A 19,419-nucleotide genomic window follows, 5' to 3' on the forward strand; every position below is an offset into this window, starting at 1 on the left:
TCTTATTTTTCTATGGACCTGAGCAAGATAAGGAACTTCTCCATAATAGCTCACGTGGATCATGGTAAATCTACCCTCGCAGACCGCATACTTGAGTTTACAGGCATGGTCTCCAGAAGAGAGCTCAGAGAGCAAATGCTTGATACGTTGGACATAGAAAGGGAAAGGGGTATAACCATAAAGCTCCAGGCCGTAAAGATAAAGTACAAAGACTACACTTTGCACCTAATAGACACGCCTGGGCACGTGGACTTCTCCTACGAAGTATCAAGGGCTTTGGCAGCATGCGAAGGAGCCCTGCTTTTGGTGGATGCCACTCAAGGCATACAGGCCCAGACGGTTGCCAACTTCTGGAAGGCTGTAGAGCAAGACCTAGTGATAATACCCGTCATAAACAAGATAGACCTACCTTCAGCCGATCCTGAAAGGGTAAAAAGGCAGATAGAAGAGGTCTTGGGTATACCAGGAGATGAAGCCATACTAGCCTCTGCCAAGGAAGGTATAGGCATAGAAGAAATACTCAAGGCAATAATAGAACGCATACCACCCCCTAAGGGAGATCCAAAGGCTCCTTTAAAAGCTCTCATCTTTGACTCTTACTACGACCCATACAGGGGGGCTGTTGCCTTCGTGAGGATAGTGGACGGAGAAGTAAGACCTGGTATGAAGATAAGGCTCTTCTCTACAGGTAAAGAGTTTGAAGTGACCGAAGTAGGTGCGCAGATGCCTAAGATGACAAAGCTTGAAAAGCTCTCGGCGGGAGAAGTAGGGTACATAGCCGCATCCATAAAGGATGTAAGGGACATAAGGATAGGCGATACAATAACCGACGCTAAGAACCCAGCAAAGGAACCAGTACCTGGCTTCAGGCCCGTAAAGCCTATGGTGTTTGCCGGCATATACCCTTCCGAAGGGTACACCTACGAGGAGCTAAGGGATGCCCTGGAGAAGTATGCTATAAACGATGCCGCCATAGTGTACGAACCAGAGACGTCCCCAGCCCTCGGTCTTGGTTTTAGGGTGGGCTTTTTAGGCCTTCTACACATGGAGATAGTACAGGAGAGGTTAGAAAGGGAGTACGGAGTAAGCATAGTAACCACAGCACCGAGTGTTGTATACCGAGTAAGATTAAAAAATGGTCAAGTTAAGGAGATCAAAAATCCTTCTGAACTTCCCGAAAACATGGGGCTCGTAGAAGCCATAGAAGAACCTTACGTCCTCGTAACCATAATAGTACCAAAGGACTTTGTGGGAAACGTGATAAACCTATGCCAGGAAAAGAGGGGTATACAGAAAAGGTTCCTGTACCTTGATCCAAACACGGCCATGTTGGAGTATGAAATGCCTCTAAGTGAGATTATCATGGACTTTCATGATAAGATAAAGGGCGTTTCAAAGGGTTATGCTTCCTATGATTACGAGTTTATAGGATACAGGGAGGAAGATCTCGTTAAACTTACTGTCTTCATAAACAACGAGCCAGTGGATGCACTGTCCTTCATAGTCCACAGGGATAAAGCCTACAGAAGGGCAAGGCAGATAGTGGAAAAGCTTAAAGAAGTAGTACCTAGGCAGCTCTTTGAGGTGAAGGTTCAGGCAGGAATAGGAAACAGGATAATAGCATCCGAAAGAATACCACCCCTAAGGGCAAACGTCACCGCCAAATGTTACGGTGGGGACGTAACCAGAAAGAAGAAGCTCCTTGAAAAGCAAAAAGAGGGTAAGAAGAGACTAAAGCAGTTTGGAAAGGTGGAGCTACCACAAGAAGCCTTCTTGACTGTCCTCAAAGTGGACTAAAATTTTATAAGGGGGAGTACAGTTGTGAGCAAGGTCTTTTTTACCCTTTAGGGTTGTCTACGAGCTTTGTCCTTCACATTTTCTTAAAAAAAATACTAAAATATAAAAAGTGGAGGGTTGGAGTATGCAGGGTTTAGAAAAGTTATATACAGATGTTGATTGGTATATAGCGCAACACATCCTGTACGTAAAAAGATTGAGGACTGCCATTAGAAATGGTAAGCCTTTTGAGCATAAGGATTGTCACAGTTGCGATTTTGGAAGAATGTTTGATACAGAAATAATACCCATAAAGAATAAACTCCCCTCAGAAATTAGAAACATAGTCGAAGAAATTGAAAGAATACACTGTGAGTTTCATGAAGTGTCCATGCAGGTGGATACTACTAACTTAAAACCAGAAGATGAAACTATATTAAAGCAGCTAAATGAACTCTCTACGGAACTTATCAAACTCCTTCAACTGCTACTGAGATTAAAACATACTATTAATCATTAACAATACTCCCTAATTTCCGTAAAGGTCTTCTTTTTTTGAACCTTTCATTAAATTTTCATATAGTGAGCCGTAATATATATTAGAAGTATATTAGAAGGAGGTAAGAACGCGATGCATCGGCTTGAAAACTTGGTTGCGGATTTGGACTTATACATATCCCAACATGCCATATACATAAACAATCTTGAACGTGCCATCGAGGAAGGTAAACCCTTTGAACGCAAGGACTGCCACAGTTGCAGCTTTGGAAAAAAGTGGGACACAGAAATAGTACCAGCAAAACAAAACTATAATGAAGAAATAAAAGCTTTACTCGACGAGATAGAAAAAGTTCACTGCAAGTTTCATGAATTATCCATGCAGGTGGATCCCACTAACCCAAAACCAGAAGATGAGAGAATTATAGATGAGATGAAGGATCTGTCTGCACAACTCATACAACTACTCCTAAAATTAAAAAGGCTAGTCAAAAAAGATTAGTTCAGAAGTAGTATCTTAAAGCTGCCTTAGTCATATAAGCTCTGTAATCGGCGTTGAGGTCTCCACGAAAGCTAAGCTCAAGTTCTGCCCCCTTCCTCAACTCAAACCTCACACCTATATCTCCAATCAACGTAGTCTTCCCTATTTTCTTACTAAGCCTATACTCAGGAGAATCTTGCATATAGCTGATCGCTGACAGCCTATTACCACCAAAAGCCTGCTCAAGCCTTACATGCCCATAAAGTATAGTCTTGGTGTTGCCCATCTTAGAAGTAGTAGCTCCATACAGTCCAACAAGACCCTTTACAAACCCTACACTGTCTGTCTTGTAGTAACGGTTCCACGCAGGATTTGCAGGAACCTCAGTATGAAAGTCATCAGAGGTGTAATAGGTGTAAGCAAGCCCAATCTCAGGAGCTATTGTGTACTTCTCTTTGTTAAATACATATCCCCCTGCTAGCTCTGTGTCAAATCCCCAACTCTTATAGTTCGCATGCTCATAAAGTTCATAATAAAGCCCTGTAAATCCCCTATAATCATGATTTGCTCTGTGGGCAATGGCTGTAAACCTTGCATACCACGGCTTAGGAGTATATGACAGAGCAAGACCTCCAAAGTATATGCTTTGGTACTCTTTCTGTGGTCCATTAACCTTAAAGTAAAGGTCTGCCTTGCTGTATCCTGCAAACACACCAGCAGCAAGCTTTTCAGTGATCTTCCCACCTACACCAAGAGCTAAACCATAAGCATAAGCATCAAAACCTAGGTCATCAGCATCTAACTTAGTATAGAGTGGTAAAACAAAAACATTCCTATCACAAGTCGTCCTAAGAGGGTCTTTAGAAGACTGGCTCACATCTTCTCTTGGCATACAGAAAGGCAAACCACCAGGTGTGTAACCTAAAATAGTCTTGCCAAAAACTTGAGAAATGATAGAAGATCCTACATATCCTACTGTTGTGGCAAAACTTGGTGATACCATTGGTGTTGTATTAGTAGTATTTGTTGGAACAGGTTCATAGGTAAATATGACAGCAGCGTGTTCTCCGTTATCGGGACCAACCCATTTTACCACTATTTCGGGGTTTGTCCATGTTTTTTTAAGTCCGCCAAACTGACCTAATACAGTCCCACCATCGTTATGAATTAGGTAGTAGGGTGTATTAAATTTAAGATTCCTTGAGTCTTTATATACTACAAGTGTAGCGTTGTTAAGGTCAAGAGTTGAATTAGGACCTACATATATGGGTCTCTTGTCCAAGTTGGTATTAGAGTCTGGTGAAGGGTCTATTCCAGGAGATCCAAAGACTAGAGAAAAGTCTCCTTGAAGTTTAACACTTGAGTTTTCAATCTTAAGGGTTCTTACACTACCCAAATTTTGAACAGATAGCTCAAAGTAGATAGGTTCAGGATTGCTAATGGTTACGTTCTTAGAATCCTTCACATAAATACCGTATATGTCATTAGCCGTTGTAGCAGTTATATTTAAGGATGTCTTACCTGTATTGTTTAGAGTTGAGCCGTTTGCATTTTCAAGCAGGAAGGCACCCACACTATTTACTGTTGAACCTTTATCACCAGTAACTTTTATGGATACGTTTCCTTGGTTGTTTATAGTTTGTGCATATCCACCCAAGGAAAACACAGCACCAACTATATCTGATATCCCTACCTGAGCATTATTACCTGTAGCGCTACCAGCTGAAGCATCAATGTTTATGTTTCCAGAGTTTGTATAATTTCCTAAAGTGGCTGTTTTAGTGCCTAAAGCAGAGTTAACATATACTTCAGTGTAAGTACCGTACAAACCCTGTATGGATACTTTAGAGTTGTCAGCACTTGCATTACCAGCAGATGCAGTAACGTTTATACTACCAGAGTTAGTAAAGTCTCCCAGATTGCCAGTTGCATTACCGGAATATGAAATAGTATTAATACCTTATATAGACACCGCGGATATCCTTATCACCTACAGACCTATTCCCACCACCAATACTTACAGTAGAACCTATTCCGGTTGCATTTCCTGCAGATACTTGGACTGATATAGTACCAGAGTTTGTGAATTTCCCTATACTGGTAGTGGCATTATTACCAGGACCAGTAGACCGAGCATTGCCATAAACATCAACACTTCGAATACGCTTAAGGTTAACAGATGAGTTGCTACCACTTGCATCTCCAGCAGATACAGTAATAGATATATTCCCAGAGTTAGTAATATCTCCTATTGTAGTTTTTGCATCTCCTGAATCTGAGCTAGCATAAATGGCAATCAGCAGATATTTTAGTTAAAATCTGCCCTGTTGTATCGTTTGTAAAAGTTCCAAAATTATATATTACATTACCTGATGTAACGCCTGGTATAGTAGCTGAGTCTTTATAAATAGAAAAAGCTAATATACTGTTTATATTTGCACTCAAGTTATTACCTATCGCATCTCCTGCTGTTGCATCAGCTTCAATTACACCACTATTTATAGATGATTGAAAAATTAAGTGATTATATAGAGCAAAACCTGCCATATACTGAATAAACGTATTTAAATTCACAGCATTTCCCACCTGACCTATAGCACGAAGCACACCTGTAGATGTATTTGTAAAATTATCATAATCACTATTACTAAAAGTAGCATTAGGATCACCATATACAAATTGAACCTGCTGATCATCTCCTTTAATCTGCTGGCTTTGTTTTGTAGTTGAATTTGTATAATCAGCAGCATAAGCAGGTACGATTGAAGAAAGCACAGAAACACCCAGTAAAGGCACAAGAGCCATAGACCTCTTAGCCAACTTCCTCTTCTTCATGATACCCACTTAAAGCTATATATTTTTTATTTTTTATTTTATGTCCTTTGAAGATCCTTTAGCTCTCTTGCGGCTGCATAGAGGATGGCTTGACATACTACCTCATCCTTTACCTTTGCCGTTCCCTTCATCTTGGATAGGGTTTTCTTTAAGGATATGACCTCAAGCTCCATGTAAAGCTGGTCTCCTGGGTACACGGGTTTTTTAAACCTTGCCTCATCTATGCCAGCAAAAACTACCGCGTATTTTCCAATCTCTAGGTTTAGGGATTTAATCATCAGGATACCACCTACCTGGGCCATAGCCTCCAGGATGTAAACACCCGGCATGAGAGGAAACCCAGGGAAGTGACCTTGGAAAACAGGTTCGTTCATGGACACGTTCTTTATACCTACAATCCTTTTGCCGAGTTCAAGCTCTAGAACGCCGTCCACTAGAAGTATGGGATACCTGTGAGGAAGTATCTCCATTATCTCTTTTATGCCTAGCACCATCCAGTGTATTATAACTCTTCCTGGATAAGGTCTTCAAAGAGTTGTAAACTTTCTTGAGCCTCTTGTGGTGTGAGTTTACCTATAGCAAAACCTACGTGTACTAATACATAATCACCAACGTTTACATCTTCTTGCATGAGTTCTAAAGAAACTATCCTTTTAGCTCCGAAGACTTCCACCAGGGCTGTAGCGTTATCATAGATTTCTACAACACGTGAAGGTATTGCAAGACACATGCCTAACAATATAATTCTAACATTATCAAGATGCAAGTAGAAAAGTCTTTAAAGCTCTCCCTTCTGGTAGTGTTAGGGTTTGCCTTTGTTGAACTCGTAAGCGGTTTGTATACTAACAGCCTAGCTCTTATATCCGACGCCGGACACATGTTTACAGACAGCTTTTCCATACTTGTAGTCCTTTTTTCCTCCTTGCTTGCCAAGAGTGAAGCCAACACTAGAAGACCCTTTGGCTTTAAAAGGCTGGAGGTCCTTGTAACACTCTTCAACAGCCTCATGCTCTTGTTTCTCGTTGGTTTTTTAGTATACGAAGGGGTCTTACGTATGATAACACCTCAACCCATAAAAGCAGAGGAGACCCTTGCGGTAGCTACACTTGGCCTATTGGTAAACCTACTTGTAGGCTACCTTCTCCATGAACATTCCAAAAGCAGTGCAAGCATTAAGTCTGCCTTTTTGCATGTAGTGTTCGATGCCATAGGTTCCCTTTCGGCCATAATTTCAAGTTTGTTGGTACTCTTCTTTTCCCTGCAAGTGGCCGATGCCGTGGTGGGTTTTGTACTCTCTCTCCTCATACTGCCTCAGGTTTACACTATCGTAGCTGAATCTTTGAGGATTCTGATGCACTTCTCGCCAAAGGATGTACCAAGCCAGAAGCTTATACAGGATATATTGAAGATAGACGGAGTTATAGATATTCATAGCTTCCATCTTTGGTCCATTAAACCTCAAGAACACGTTCTTACAGTACACTTGGTCTTGGAAGACATCTCCAAAGCCTACGACGCGGTAAAGAATGTTAGAAAGCTCCTGGAAGGCTATGGCATAAAGGAGCTAACCGTGCAGGTGGAACCAGCTGGTAAGGAATGTCCATCCAAACAGGAGGTTTAACAACCTGCTCTGCTACATAGCCTTTGGAAGCAACGTAGGCGACAGGATTTCCTACATACTCAAAGCCTTGAACCTCCTTACAGAGGTAGGAAACATCAAGAAAGTATCTACCCTGTATGAGAGCCCACCCTGGGGCTACGAAAAGCAGGATCCCTTTATAAACGGTGTGATAGAATTTGAAACAAGCCTAAAGCCTATAGACCTTCTTCACTTTTTGAAAAAAGTGGAGAAAAGGACAGGAAGGATAGAAAGGTTCAGATGGGGACCCAGAGAGATAGACCTAGACATACTTTTGTACGAGGACTATGTGATAATGCTTTCCTTTCTTAGGATACCCCACATGTACCTCACAGAAAGAGATTTCTTTCTGGTTCCCTTGTTAGAGATAAACCCAGACCTTGTTCACCCTATAAGCAAGAGGCCACTCAAGCATTACCTTGAAGGGTTAAACATAAACCTAAGACCGTATGCATGCATCACATAAACATCACACAGAGGGTTTAAAGAAGTTGTTATAATTGTCAATGGGAGGTAGAGTATGAAGGTTAGGTTCGTAATGTTACTTTTTTTAGTACTCCTAACATCCTGTGCTACAGTCATAAACAGAGAAGCTAGTATAAGTTTACCAAAGGATAAAACTTATTACCTTCTTCCTTTTGTTAACTATACAGAAAGTCCAAAGGCTGGGATGAAGGTTCAAAGTATAGTAGCAGGAGTTCTTCAGAGTAAGGGTTATAAGGTAGTCCTCGTACCTACGGAAGAAGAACTAACGGATGAAAAAAAACTGGAAGAGCTTTATACCAAGACAAAAGGCAAAAAGGGCATAGCGGTACTGGGTACTGTTAACGAATGGAGGTACAAAACAGGAATAGACGGCGAGCCAGCCGTTAGCATAACCCTGAGGTTCGTAGACATGGAAACCGACAAACCCATTAACTCTATGGTACTTTCCAGGTCAGGCTGGTCCTATGAATCTTTAGGCGTAGTAACGCAGAGGATCTTAAACAAAGCCATAGAATGATAAAACATATTCTGAACTTTATAGATTCTGCCGTTTTCTACTCCGCTGTCCTTTTCTTACTTTACACTACCTTTAAACAGGATTTTGTTAACATAAAACCAAACCTCTATCTCCTTTTTTATACTTTTCTGATCCTTTATAAGGGTTTACCTTCAGCAGTATCTGGAGTTGTGGTATACAGTTTTTTCTACTATTACATTTTTGGTAATCTACCTTTAACATCTTTGCTATACGAATACCTTACCTTTGGCTTAGTCTCCGTGTTCTTTCACTTTCTTTTTTCAAACAGACTAAATTACCAAAAAGAAAGGGCAGACTTACTGGCGGATAAACTCAACGAAGTACTCAGAGAGTTTTACATATTAAAAGTATCTTACGAACAGGTAGCTAAAAAGTACGTTCTTCATATGCCTCTTAGGGATATCTTGCAGAGTATAAGCAAGGATATTTTGAACAGTAGTACTGTAAATAGGAGAGATTACCTGTTTGACAGGTTAAGGGATATACTTTTTGATGAATTTTCTGTCAAATCCTTTGCCATATATGATGCAGAACAGAATTTGCTTTTTAAGACAGAAAAGTATGAAGAAATAGACGATGTACTGCTTAACGAAGTCTTCAATAGACTAAAAACCGTCCCGAGTATAGTAAAAGCCGCGGATGTTAAAGTGGAAAAGGAGGGTTTTTTGGCTGCTATTCCAGTAATAAGAGATAAGGATTTAGAGATGGTGCTTGTAATACAAAGGATGGATTTTAAGGCTTATAATCTGGAAAACTTACAGCTGATAGCCATTGTTCTTTCATACATATACCATATGTTCATAGAGGATAAATATGTTTACTTTACGGAGTGTACTCCGGACTTCAACGGAAGTATAAAGGCTGCTATGGAACTCATGAAAAGTTTAGGCATTAAAAGCTATCTCGTGTACATAGAAAACAAGGGTTTAACCAAGGAAGTTTTTGAGGATATCTACGAGTACATATCAAGAAGAACCAGAACATTAGACAAAATCTGTATAGACAAAGATAAAATCATGGTGCTACTCTTCTTAACTGAGCTTGCTGGTACTGAAAGATACATCGAGAAGATACGGTCGGACATAGAAAAAAACTTTGTTCCTCAAGTCTTGGAACACCTGTCTTTTAAGATTGTACCTTTGACGTTTGTTGAAGAAAAAAGCTATGCAGTATCAGGATAAGCTCCTACACTATTCGCTGTTTACAGAAAGTGGTGCGGTAACTATGCTTCTTTACGGCACTCATAACATTATGTTATACTATCTAATACACACGATTCCATCAATATTAATATCCCTGTTCTCATACAGTCTGCTACCCAAGAGGTACAGAAAAAGAAAGTTTGCAGTACTAACCGCTTTTTTCCTAGTATCCTGGGCTTTGGGAACTTTTGGCCTTATCATAATACTAGTTATCTCCCTACTCATAAGTAAGCTTTACTTTATCAGCAGAGGTTTTTACAGACTTGACGTAGTACCCTTTGATTACGAATGGTTTGCTGGAGAACTTGTCATAAAACCCCTTGGAGAAGGAAGCTTAAGGCGCGTCATCTCAAACGGAGAGGGTAGTTTAGAAGATAAACTTTTGGCGTTGAGGATAATCTCCAAAACAACACAGGAGTATGACGTGCTCTACAAACTCCTAAAGGATAGCAGCGATGTTAAACTTTATGCGTTTCAAATCCTTTCATCCAAAGAGAAAGTATTCCACGAAAGGATAAAAGCTCTACAAGAAGATATTAAATTTAACGATTCTCCAGAAAAAAGGATTGAACTGGCAGAACTTATAGTGGACATGTGTAAATCTGGTATTGTTTCCACCGAGATAAGACCTGTATACTATAAGAAAGCCCTTGATGTATTGGAACCCATAAAGGATAATACTACAGACATAAGACTTTACAGAGTGCTGGGAGAAGTATTAAAAGGTTTAGGGGATTACTCAAAAGCAGTCTATTGGTTAGAAAAAGCATATGTACTAGAACCTAGTGTTAAGCTTGCTTTTGAAATAGCAGAGCTATATTACGACATGAACGACTACAGAAAGGTTAAAGAAACCTTCCAGCATCTAGTGCAGGCTATACCATACTACCGAAATCATCCTATGGTTAGGGTCTGGGTGGATGAGTAAGGTTGATGTTCTTATGCTGTGCGAAGGTACCTATCCTTACATAGGCGGTGGTGTATCTTCTTGGATACATAGTCTGGTAAGCGGTCTACAGGATTTTACCTTCGGAATAATCTTCCTAGGTGCCCTAAGAGAGATGTACGGTGAAGCCAAGTACAAGATCCCCCAAAACGTCAAGTTTGTAAAAGCTTACTACATGTTTGAAAAGAGTGAGCTTCCACCACCTAAGGAAGTAAAAATGCCCAAAGTATACATGCAGAAGATTAGAGAGTTGGTCTACTGGTTTAAAGGGGAGGGTGGCAAATGGTCCTTAGAAGAGATATACAAGCTTTTGGAGAATGTCCGTTTGGAACACTTCCTGTACTCCCCGCAAGCATGGGAGTTTATTGTGGATGAAGCGGTAAAGTACCCCATACCCTTTGTAGATTACTTTTGGACTTTAAGGAACATGCATATACCTATATGGATAGTACACGACATAGCAAGAAACATAGACGTGGATTTTGGCCTTCTGCATAGTCCATCTACAGGTTATGCTGGCCTTCTTGGAACTTTCCTAAAGTCAAAAACAGGGAAGCCTCTTATAATACACGAACACGGCATATACGTAAGGGAAAGAAAGCTGGACATATACATGGCCGAATGGATAAGAGACTTTGAAGGCATAGGCACCACCATGTTTGAAGAAAGCTACCTGAGGAAGATGTGGGTAAACTTCTTCCTTGGTATAAACAGACTCATATACCATACAGCGGATATTATTCTGTCTCTTTTTGAGGATGCAAGGAGGATACAGATAGAATTTGGAGCACCACCAGAAAAGACTATGGTACTTCCCAACGGAGTTGATTTAAGAACTTACCAGAAAGCTTACGAGAGTAGGCCGAAAGATCCACCACCCATAGTAGCTTTGATTGGCCGCGTAGTACCCATAAAGGATGTGAGAACCTTTATAAGGGCCTGTAAGGTCTTTACTGATAAGATGCCGCAGGGAGAGTGTTGGGTGGTTGGACCAGAGGACGAAGATCCAGACTACGCTCTATCCTGCAAAGAGCTTGTAAGCTCGCTCGGACTTGAGAATAAGGTGAAGTTCCTGGGATTTCAAAAGACGGTAGAGATTCTCGCTAAAGTAGGTCTAGTGGCCTTAACATCGGTGAGCGAAGGCATGCCCTTAAGCATACTGGAAGCCTACGCTGCAGGACTGCCTGTAGTAACCACAGATGTGGGGTCATGTAGGCAGTTGGTAGAAGGTGGCCTCGACGAAGAGGATATAAAGCTCGGAAAAGCTGGAGTAGTTTGTCCTGTAGCTGATCCTTATTGCATAGGTATGGCATTTTACGAGCTTCTCTCAAACAAAGATCTTTGGTCAAAGTGTCAGGAGGTAGCACTAAAAAGGGTACAAAGGTACTACACGATAGAGAGATTTTTAGAAAATTACCGAAAGCTCTACAGGAGCTTCTTGGATGGCCGGGATAGGGTTTGAGCTAAGAAAGCTCGTAGAAAAGGGGAGATTGTCAACACTTGGCTATGCCCTTGGCTATTCTTTTATGCTCGCGTCTGGACCTACGCTCATATCCATATCATCCATAGTCGGTGCCGGTTTCGTTTACTCAGATATGTTTGGGAGTGTTGTTAGAGTGTTCCAAGTGGTGGTCACCCACGTGGTGGCTTACAGTCTTATAATATCCGGCTGTTTCCAATTCTTCTTCACACGTTACGTGGCCGATAGACTCTTTGAAGAAAAGCCTGATAAGGTATTTCCAAATCTAAACGGTGCCTTATCTGTGGCAGCTTTGCTATCCCTTCTGTTTGGACTAGTCTACTATGCACTTTTTTTAAGAGATCTTCCTCCTATGTTCTGTCTTGAGTTTGTCGTGCTGCTTGTGCTCATGTCCATGAACTGGGTGTTGAACTCCCTGCTTACAGGTTTAAAAGGCTACAGGTATATATTCCTTTCCTATCTATCCTCCTATGGGGCTTTCCTCTTGGCTGCTTACCCGCTGGGTAAGGTGTTAAGGCTGGAAGGTATTATACTAGCCTTTTTGCTTGGGCAGGCCATACTTTTCTTTAGCCTGTATGTTAAGGTTTTCATAGACTACCACTCTGAAGATTTCGTAGATTACGAGTTTTTATCCCCAAGTAAATCCTATTACATACTGGTGCCCATAGGTTTTCTTTACAATCTTTCCATATGGGCGGATAAGTTTACCTTTTGGTACCATCCGTTGACGGGTACGAGTGTTCTAGGTCCCTTTTATGCCTCTATAGTCTACGACATACCCATATTCCTGGCTTATATCTCCATAGCATCAGGTCTGGCAATCATGACCCTCTACTTGGAAGCTTACTTTTCTCAAAGCTACGAGCGGTATTACTACCTGGTAGTTAAAGGAGGAACCCTTAAGCAGCTCTTCGAAAAGGCTATAGACATGGCTCAAGAGGCAAAGTTAGTCATAGTCTACACTGCCTTCGTACAGATAATTACCGACAGTATCATCCTGATCTTTGCGGAGAAGATCTTTGGATTGCTTAAACTCTCCGTGTTGTACATTCCCCTGTTTAGGATTCAGCTTTTGGGGGTTACCTTTCAACTGCTTCTTACAGCCCTTATAGCTATACTCTTTTACTATGATAGGAGAAAAGAAGTTTTAGTTTTAACATCCTTCTATACCCTTTCGAATGTTTCAACAAGCGTAATAAGCATACAGGTAGGACCTTACTTCTATGGATATGGACTTGTAATCTCATCGGTCTTTGTTTTTACTCTGGCCTATATGTACCTCAGGCGATTCTTTGGGAGGTTGCACTATGAGACTTTTATGCTTGTTCGTTAGCCTACTTGTAATGGGGTATCTTTGGGCAAAAGAACCCAAGTTTGTAGGTGTTTACTATGCAGACGACCCACCTCCAGAGATGTTCTACATGTTTGACTGGCTAGTGCTTGATCCACATGCGTCTGCTAATGTTCTAAAGAAAAAAAACCTCTACATAAAGCACAGAAGGGCAAAGCTCTTCGGGTACTTAAGCATCTTTGAGATATCCGCATCCAACCCACACTACAAGGAGGTAAAGCCTGATTGGATAATAGGAGAAAACCCTTACTGGAAGGAAAAAATCCTTGACCTTACCAAAGAAGAGGTAAAGGACTTCCTACTAAAGAGGGCCAAAGAAATAGTCAGCATGGGCTTTGATGGTTTCTTCTTAGATACACTAGACTCCTACAAGCTAGCCCTTCCTAAGGAAAGATGGGAAGAGCAAAGGAAAGCTCTTGTAGAGTTTATAAGGGAATTAAAAAGAGCTTTTCCGAAACAGAAGATAATACTAAACTGGGGGTTTGACGTTATCGAAGACGTAAATGACCTGATAGATGGCTTTATGGTAGAGGGGCTCTTTAGTAAGATTGACTTTCAAAAGGGTGGCTACAGGGATACAACCGAGGAAGAAAGACAATGGCTCATAGAAAGGCTTAAGCCCATAGCCCAAAAGGTACCTGTCATCGTGGTGGATTACGTGGACCTACCAAAGGAAAGAGAAAAGGCCAAGCAGATAGCTAAAAAGATAAGGAGCTTAGGGTTTATCCCCTACGTATCTGTAAAGGAGCTTAACGTAATAGGCATAGTTGACACGGATCTTGTCAAGAGAAGAGCCCTTATGTTCTACGAACCATCAGAGCCAAACTACTATCCAGGCTTTTCAGATCCGAGTAGGCTCGCCCAGCCTTACTTAGAGTACTGGGGCTACAGCGTAGACCTTTGGGATGTTACCAAGGGAAAGCCAAGCTTTCCCCTTTGGGACAGGTATGCCGTTCTTGTCTTCTGGGTTAACTCCCAGCCTACATGGATGGAGGATCTTATCCTTGAAGCTATACAGGACGGGCTTAAGGTGGTTTTTATTGAAAACTTGCCGACCAGAGAGCAGCTTTTAAAAAAGTTAGATCTTGAAGTTTACCCTTCTTCTAAAGAAGGTTGGAAGCTTTTGGAAAAGGCTCCGTACGTAGGCTATGAGGTAGAGCCTTCTCCATCCTTCAACCCTGTGGTTTTTCCAAAGACAGGTAGTCCACTCTTGATTTATGCTAAAGGAAACCTAAGGTACTCACCCTTGGCCGTGACACCGTGGGGAGGCTATGCACTAGCTGGAGCGTACATAAGACAGCTATCGCAGGAAGTTTTCGTAGTAAACCCGTACGAGTTTTGGAGGGAAGTTTTAGGGGAGGAGGATGTAGCCTTTGAACCTGTCACCACAGAAAACGGGAGGAGGATACTAACAATCCATATGGACGGCGATGCTTTTCATTCCAAGACGGAAGTACCTGGTTACACGTATTCAGCTGAAGTCCTTCTTAAGGAGCTCCTACAGAGATATCCTTTACCTCATACCATATCCCTGGTAGAGGCCGAGCTCCTTTTAAGCAAAGAAAGGCCAAAGCTTGAAGAGATAGCCAGGAAGATCTTTTCCTTACCTAACGTAAAACCAGCATCCCATACCTTCTCTCACCCTTTTGACTGGAGAAAGATAGAAGAAAAAGCAGAAGGATACAACCTAAAGATTCCAGGCTACAAGTTTGATCTTAAAAGGGAAATCTTAGGTAGCGTTGATTATGTGGACTCCTTGGCAAAACCTAAAAAGGTACATATTTTCTTTTGGTCAGGCTCGGCAAACCCACCGAAGGATGCCCTGGAGCTTTTGTACGAGGCTGGTCTTCTCAACCTAAACGGTGGGAATACTACTATAAGCAAAAAGAATCCTTACCTTTCAAGCATAAGCCCTTTGGGCGTAGACGTAGACGGTTACTTTCAAGTGTATGCACCTGTGATGAACGAGAACGTGTACACAAACCTGTGGACTGGACCCTTCTATGGTTACCTGGATGTGATATCCACTTATGAACTCACCGACAAACCCTACAGGATAAAGCCTGTAGCCATCTACTATCACACCTACTCTTTTAGCAAGGTGGCTTCTTTTAAAGCTTTGGAGAGAGTATACCAAAAGGTCCTAACCTGGAAAGTTATACCCATGTACGTGGAGGACTACGCGTGGAAGGTTTTAGACTTTAGAAGTGCCGTGATCCTTAAGAGTGATGGACATTACATAGTTAGAAGTGGTGGTTTAATCAGAACCCTAAGGCTCAAAAAAGGTCTATACCCAGACTTAGAAAAGAGCGTGGGTGTTGTAGGTTTTACCATAGTAAACGGACACACATACGTCCACCTTGACCCTTCCGGAGACTACATCATAAAACTTACCGACAAACCCAAAGAAAGACCATACCTCATAGACTCTAATGGTTTTGTAGAGTACTTTGAAAAACATGCCAATGGCTTTAGATTAAAGCTCAAAAGCTACATAGAAGTAGATGCTTCAGTCTACCTACCAAAAGGCTGCAAGATGAACATGAAAAGAAGTCCCGATAATAAGGAGGCTCTGATTGATGTTGTATGCAAGGAAGAGTAAAAAGATAGACGTAAGAAGTTTGGAAAAAGAACCACAGAGGGTGTTTATAAGTCCCTTTGAGATACTAGCTGTCCTCGTAGTCGTAGCTTTTCTACTGGTGCTCATGTTTCCCAAGAAAGATCTTGAGCAATACTTAAAGACTGCTCCAGAGGTAAACGTAGACCTTACCTTAGCCTACCTTGAAGCTTTGGCAAGAACAACCCCGAACGTAAAGGAAAGGGCATACATAGAAGGTCTAATAGTGGAAAAACTCGTATCACTTGGAAAATACGAAATTGCGGTAAAAAGGATAGAAGCTTTAGAAAAGGCGGGTATAGGAGACTGGGATCTTATTCTACTTAGGTATAAACTCACAAAACAGCTCTACTTTGCAGGCCGTGCTACCAAAGATCAAGTAGATAACTTCCTTGAAAAGCTCTTGAGTCTTGCAGATGATGACGTACAAAAGCTTAAGCTTGTCTTTTCGGAGAGCATAGCTATGGATGTACCAAAGGTAGCTTACAAGTCTTCTTACAAGCTTTATAAGCTAACAAAAGACATACAGTATGCAAAAGTAGCACTGGATTATGCACTCTACTATAGAGACAAAAAGGTCATAGAGGAGCTCTCTCCCTTTAAAGTACAGCTGGAAAAACAAGCTTTAAAAGACCTCCTTGCAAGCTTTCAAGCTGAAAAGGATAAAACCAAGAGAAAAGATCTCTTCGTGCAGATTATAAGAGTTTATCTAGCAAACCAAGATTATGAAAACCTGGAAAAGTTTATAGATGCGCACTGGGCAGAATTCAAGGGTCAAAAGGATGTAGAAATGATAGTGATAAGATCTCTACTCATGGCAGGTAAGCCGCAGAAAGCCGGGCAGATAGTCAAAAGTATATTCCAGGGGGAAGACAGATGAAAAAGGCCATATCTGCTCTCTTACTATCAGTTTCTATATCTCTTGGAGCTCCAAAAGAGTATTATAAAACCATGTTAGAAGCTTCCTTAGGGATAAATGATCTTAAAACTGCCCAGAGGGTCTTGGAGGATGCTTTAAGGGAGTACCCAAACGACGTGTACTTTTTAGAGTGGGCCTATAAAGTTTACCTATGGAGCTCTGATCTGGAAAAGGCTGGACTTTACGCAGAGAGATTCTACAGAGCCACGAAGAATTATGACGAAAATATTATAAAAGTCCTCAGAGTTGCAGGAAGGTACGATACCCTTTTGGACATCTACGAAAAGGAACTTTCTAAAGGTAACTTTGATTTCCTCCAGGAATACTACAAGGCCATCATCGACAGCTTTCAGATAGACAGAGGACTTAAATTCTTAGAAAACTTGTACAAAAACATATCTAACATAGAAGTACTCAAGATTATAGCTAAATTAGATTATGACACAAACAAGTTTGAAAGAGCAAAGGATAACATCCTTAGGGTGTTGTCTAAAGACAATCAGTGGTTGGATGGTTATATCTTCCTTTACAAGATATTCTACGCGCAGAAGAACTACGAAGAGGCTTACAGGGTGTTAAAGACTATAAACGAAACTTTTAAAAATGTCCCAGAATATGTAAAAAGGGATCTACTAAGCATAGCTTATGGTCTTGGTAAACTAGAAGATGCTTACAAGGTGGCAAAACAACTTAGGGATGAAGGTAAGGCAGATAAGGATGTATACACGGTCATGCTTGAGTACCTCATCGACAAAAATCCTATTCAAGCCAGAGACATAGCCATAGAAGCTTACGAAAAGACTAAACTTGACTATTTTCTAGACAATTACATACTGCTGTCTTATAGACTAGAGGACTACATGAGCATAGTCAAGATAGTAGAACAGGAAAAACTCCAAGAGAAGCTAAAACCTTATACCCTAGATGCAGTTGCACAAGCCTACTATAGGCTAGGCTACAAAGACAAAGCTTTAAGACTTTATGAGTCATACCTGTCCAGGACTTTCGATACTAATGTACTGTCTTCTTTGTTGTACTTCTTAGCGGAAGCAAAAGATTACGAAAGGCTGAAGAACTACACAGACAAGTACTACACTTACGCTTTAAAGACACCAGAGCTCTACCTTAGCTTCTTGAACGCCTATATTGCACTACAGGACTCTAAAAAGGGTCTTGCATTCTATCAACAACTCAAGGAAAAGAACGATCTATTTACCAAGTACCTTTACTCTTTTCTTCTTGATATAGCTGGTGAGGAGGAAAAAGCTAAGGCTCTAAGGTATCAACTGCTGAAAGAACTAGAGAAAAAACCTGAAGCTTATCAGGATACACAACTGGCTCAGGTACTACTAAGCCTTTATTCTGAGTTTAAGCCTGTTGATTACCTGAAGATCAAAGATAGGCTAAGAAAGACAGTAGGCGAAAAAGCCTATTGGGAGACATACCTTACGTACTTAGCATCCAACATGCATTACGAAAAGTACAGCCTTTACGCTCGTAGCCACAGGGAGGCTGTAAGAGCTTGGATGGAGCTTTCAAAGGCCATAGAGGATTACGACAAGGATAAATTAGCTAAGCTGGTCGAAGAAAAAAGCCAGGAGCTACCGGTAAGGGACAGAGTCAGGGCTACACAGATGGCAGGGAACATAGGTCTGGCAAAAGAGTATGCCTTTGAAGGCCTTGAAAAGAATCCAACGGATTACCTCATGTACAAGCAGTTCAGAGACCTTTATATGAACTTTTCGGGTAATCTCACCTTTGAGACTTCTTACCAGAGTGGAAAGTACTTACAAACGGAAAGCATAAACCTAGATCTAAAGCATCCTCTAACGAACAGGCTTTACTTCCTTATATCCAGCAGTTTGAATAAGTATACCTCACTTAGAGGTGATGTGATAAAGAAAACTCCAAGCAAGGATCTGTCAGCTAGTGTGGGGCTAAAGTACATAGGTCAAAGGACAAACTGGGAGCTCCTCTTGACACAAAGAGATGCTTTTACCAGTTACACTGGCTTTAGCCTTAAGATAGAACACTACCTAAAGGATAGACTAACGGGTATGGCTTTGGTAGAGTATAGACAACCAGCCCAGGACAGCGTTTATACCATAGTGGGAGGTAGAAAGAACAGCATAACCCTCGGTGTTACATATTCCTTAAACACCAGAACGTACATAGACACTACTTACTCCTACCAAAAGATAGAATCACAGGATGGCAAAAGCGTAGGAGATGCTAAGAAGCTTAATGTAGAGGGTTTTTATAAGCTGAGGGTTTCATACCCAGACTTTACCTTTAGGGCCTACTATATGAACTACCAATACTCTGAGAAGAATAAGGATAAAGGAGTGCTTGACGAGGTATCGGCTACACCCACAAGATACCTACCTACATCTTTCTGGGAATCTGGCCTGGGCTTTCTGTTTGGTTTTGATCAGAAACACCTCTACACGGGGAGGCTAAGGCCCTTTGCAGATATATCTATAGGTTACAACAGTCAGGGGACCGGTGTGTTTAGCGTGGGTGGAGGATTGGGCGGTCCCCTGTTTCATCAGGATAATCTATCTCTCGACCTAAGCCTCTCTAGAAGAGTAGGAAGGTTCACTGAGAATATACTTAATGCCAATATGATCTACAAACTATGGTACTGACAC

17 protein-coding genes are annotated in these 19,419 nt (G+C 41.3%); 13 read left to right on the forward strand and 4 right to left on the reverse strand.

Annotation, left to right across the window (positions count from 1 at the left end; genetic code table 11):
* Positions 1-12: 12 nt before the first annotated feature.
* From lepA to B5444_RS00625, 3 genes are all read left to right on the forward strand, one after another.
* A complete protein-coding gene (gene lepA / locus B5444_RS00615; protein WP_154021701.1) occupies positions 13-1,797 on the forward strand; it encodes a translation elongation factor 4 in 1,785 nt (594 codons plus the stop codon).
* Between the two features lie 124 nt (positions 1,798-1,921).
* Positions 1,922-2,296 (forward strand): CZB domain-containing protein, encoded by a 375-nt coding sequence (locus tag B5444_RS00620; RefSeq protein ID WP_079653329.1) that lies wholly within the window; start codon positions 1,922-1,924, stop codon positions 2,294-2,296.
* A gap of 111 nt (positions 2,297-2,407) precedes the next feature.
* On the forward strand, positions 2,408-2,776 hold the full coding sequence (locus B5444_RS00625; protein ID WP_079653330.1) for a CZB domain-containing protein: 369 nt from the start codon (positions 2,408-2,410) through the stop codon (positions 2,774-2,776).
* 1 nt (position 2,777) lies between these two features.
* Here B5444_RS00625 and B5444_RS00630 read toward each other — a convergent pair whose 3' ends face one another.
* From B5444_RS00630 to B5444_RS00645, 4 genes are all read right to left on the reverse strand, one after another.
* Positions 2,778-4,583: an autotransporter outer membrane beta-barrel domain-containing protein gene (locus B5444_RS00630; protein WP_079653331.1), complete on the reverse strand. Its 1,806-nt coding sequence runs from the start codon at positions 4,581-4,583 to the stop codon at positions 2,778-2,780.
* A gap of 452 nt (positions 4,584-5,035) precedes the next feature.
* Complete coding sequence (locus B5444_RS00635) at positions 5,036-5,590, reverse strand: hypothetical protein (RefSeq protein WP_154021702.1); 555 nt, start codon at positions 5,588-5,590, stop codon at positions 5,036-5,038.
* A 38-nt stretch (positions 5,591-5,628) separates the two neighbouring features.
* Positions 5,629-6,084 (reverse strand): 3-hydroxyacyl-ACP dehydratase FabZ, encoded by a 456-nt coding sequence (gene fabZ / locus B5444_RS00640; protein ID WP_079653333.1) that lies wholly within the window; start codon positions 6,082-6,084, stop codon positions 5,629-5,631.
* An 8-nt stretch (positions 6,085-6,092) separates the two neighbouring features.
* Positions 6,093-6,320: a HypC/HybG/HupF family hydrogenase formation chaperone gene (locus tag B5444_RS00645; protein WP_079653334.1), complete on the reverse strand. Its 228-nt coding sequence runs from the start codon at positions 6,318-6,320 to the stop codon at positions 6,093-6,095.
* A 30-nt stretch (positions 6,321-6,350) separates the two neighbouring features.
* Here B5444_RS00645 and B5444_RS00650 point away from each other — a divergent pair, with 30 nt between their 5' ends.
* The 10 genes from B5444_RS00650 to B5444_RS00695 all read left to right on the forward strand — a co-directional run bounded on the left by B5444_RS00650 (position 6,351) and on the right by B5444_RS00695 (position 19,416).
* Positions 6,351-7,211, forward strand: coding sequence for a cation diffusion facilitator family transporter (locus tag B5444_RS00650; RefSeq protein WP_079653335.1), 861 nt, complete (start codon positions 6,351-6,353; stop codon positions 7,209-7,211).
* 16 nt (positions 7,212-7,227) lie between these two features.
* A complete protein-coding gene (gene folK / locus B5444_RS00655; RefSeq protein WP_269456716.1) occupies positions 7,228-7,695 on the forward strand; it encodes a 2-amino-4-hydroxy-6-hydroxymethyldihydropteridine diphosphokinase in 468 nt (155 codons plus the stop codon).
* 54 nt (positions 7,696-7,749) lie between these two features.
* On the forward strand, positions 7,750-8,232 hold the full coding sequence (locus B5444_RS00660; protein ID WP_079653337.1) for a hypothetical protein: 483 nt from the start codon (positions 7,750-7,752) through the stop codon (positions 8,230-8,232).
* Between the two features lie 224 nt (positions 8,233-8,456).
* Positions 8,457-9,434: a hypothetical protein gene (locus B5444_RS00665; RefSeq protein WP_154021703.1), complete on the forward strand. Its 978-nt coding sequence runs from the start codon at positions 8,457-8,459 to the stop codon at positions 9,432-9,434.
* 70 nt (positions 9,435-9,504) lie between these two features.
* A complete protein-coding gene (locus B5444_RS00670; RefSeq protein ID WP_172838407.1) occupies positions 9,505-10,383 on the forward strand; it encodes a tetratricopeptide repeat protein in 879 nt (292 codons plus the stop codon).
* A complete protein-coding gene (pelF, locus tag B5444_RS00675) occupies positions 10,376-11,863 on the forward strand; it encodes a GT4 family glycosyltransferase PelF (RefSeq protein ID WP_079653340.1) in 1,488 nt (495 codons plus the stop codon). Before B5444_RS00670 ends, pelF begins: the two co-directional genes overlap by 8 nt.
* Complete coding sequence (pelG, locus tag B5444_RS00680) at positions 11,844-13,214, forward strand: exopolysaccharide Pel transporter PelG (protein ID WP_079654620.1); 1,371 nt, start codon at positions 11,844-11,846, stop codon at positions 13,212-13,214. The genes pelF and pelG overlap by 20 nt, the downstream gene beginning before the upstream one ends.
* On the forward strand, positions 13,189-15,834 hold the full coding sequence (locus B5444_RS00685) for an endo alpha-1,4 polygalactosaminidase (RefSeq protein ID WP_079653341.1): 2,646 nt from the start codon (positions 13,189-13,191) through the stop codon (positions 15,832-15,834). Before pelG ends, B5444_RS00685 begins: the two co-directional genes overlap by 26 nt.
* On the forward strand, positions 15,812-16,729 hold the full coding sequence (locus B5444_RS00690) for a hypothetical protein (protein ID WP_079653342.1): 918 nt from the start codon (positions 15,812-15,814) through the stop codon (positions 16,727-16,729). The genes B5444_RS00685 and B5444_RS00690 overlap by 23 nt, the downstream gene beginning before the upstream one ends.
* A complete protein-coding gene (locus B5444_RS00695) occupies positions 16,726-19,416 on the forward strand; it encodes a tetratricopeptide repeat protein (protein WP_079653343.1) in 2,691 nt (896 codons plus the stop codon). The genes B5444_RS00690 and B5444_RS00695 overlap by 4 nt, the downstream gene beginning before the upstream one ends.
* Positions 19,417-19,419: the final 3 nt, after the last annotated feature.

Source organism: Thermocrinis minervae, assembly GCF_900142435.1.
Classification (GTDB): domain Bacteria; phylum Aquificota; class Aquificia; order Aquificales; family Aquificaceae; genus Thermocrinis_A; species Thermocrinis_A minervae.

Excerpts from the sequence above, each read along its gene's own strand:
- pelG (WP_079654620.1), top strand. The coding sequence starts at position 11,844 with ATGGCCGGGATAGGGTTTGAGCTAAGAAAGCTCGTAGAAAAGGGGAGA.
- B5444_RS00660 (WP_079653337.1), top strand. The coding sequence starts at position 7,750 with ATGAAGGTTAGGTTCGTAATGTTACTTTTTTTAGTACTCCTAACATCC.
- B5444_RS00695 (WP_079653343.1), top strand. The coding sequence starts at position 16,726 with ATGAAAAAGGCCATATCTGCTCTCTTACTATCAGTTTCTATATCTCTT.
- fabZ (WP_079653333.1), bottom strand. The coding sequence starts at position 6,084 with ATGGTGCTAGGCATAAAAGAGATAATGGAGATACTTCCTCACAGGTAT.
- B5444_RS00650 (WP_079653335.1), top strand. The coding sequence starts at position 6,351 with ATGCAAGTAGAAAAGTCTTTAAAGCTCTCCCTTCTGGTAGTGTTAGGG.
- B5444_RS00635 (WP_154021702.1), bottom strand. The coding sequence starts at position 5,590 with ATGAAGAAGAGGAAGTTGGCTAAGAGGTCTATGGCTCTTGTGCCTTTA.
- B5444_RS00670 (WP_172838407.1), top strand. The coding sequence starts at position 9,505 with ATGTTATACTATCTAATACACACGATTCCATCAATATTAATATCCCTG.
- B5444_RS00625 (WP_079653330.1), top strand. The coding sequence starts at position 2,408 with ATGCATCGGCTTGAAAACTTGGTTGCGGATTTGGACTTATACATATCC.
- B5444_RS00690 (WP_079653342.1), top strand. The coding sequence starts at position 15,812 with ATGTTGTATGCAAGGAAGAGTAAAAAGATAGACGTAAGAAGTTTGGAA.
- B5444_RS00645 (WP_079653334.1), bottom strand. The coding sequence starts at position 6,320 with ATGTGTCTTGCAATACCTTCACGTGTTGTAGAAATCTATGATAACGCT.
- B5444_RS00620 (WP_079653329.1), top strand. The coding sequence starts at position 1,922 with ATGCAGGGTTTAGAAAAGTTATATACAGATGTTGATTGGTATATAGCG.
- B5444_RS00685 (WP_079653341.1), top strand. The coding sequence starts at position 13,189 with ATGAGACTTTTATGCTTGTTCGTTAGCCTACTTGTAATGGGGTATCTT.
- lepA (WP_154021701.1), top strand. The coding sequence starts at position 13 with ATGGACCTGAGCAAGATAAGGAACTTCTCCATAATAGCTCACGTGGAT.
- pelF (WP_079653340.1), top strand. The coding sequence starts at position 10,376 with ATGAGTAAGGTTGATGTTCTTATGCTGTGCGAAGGTACCTATCCTTAC.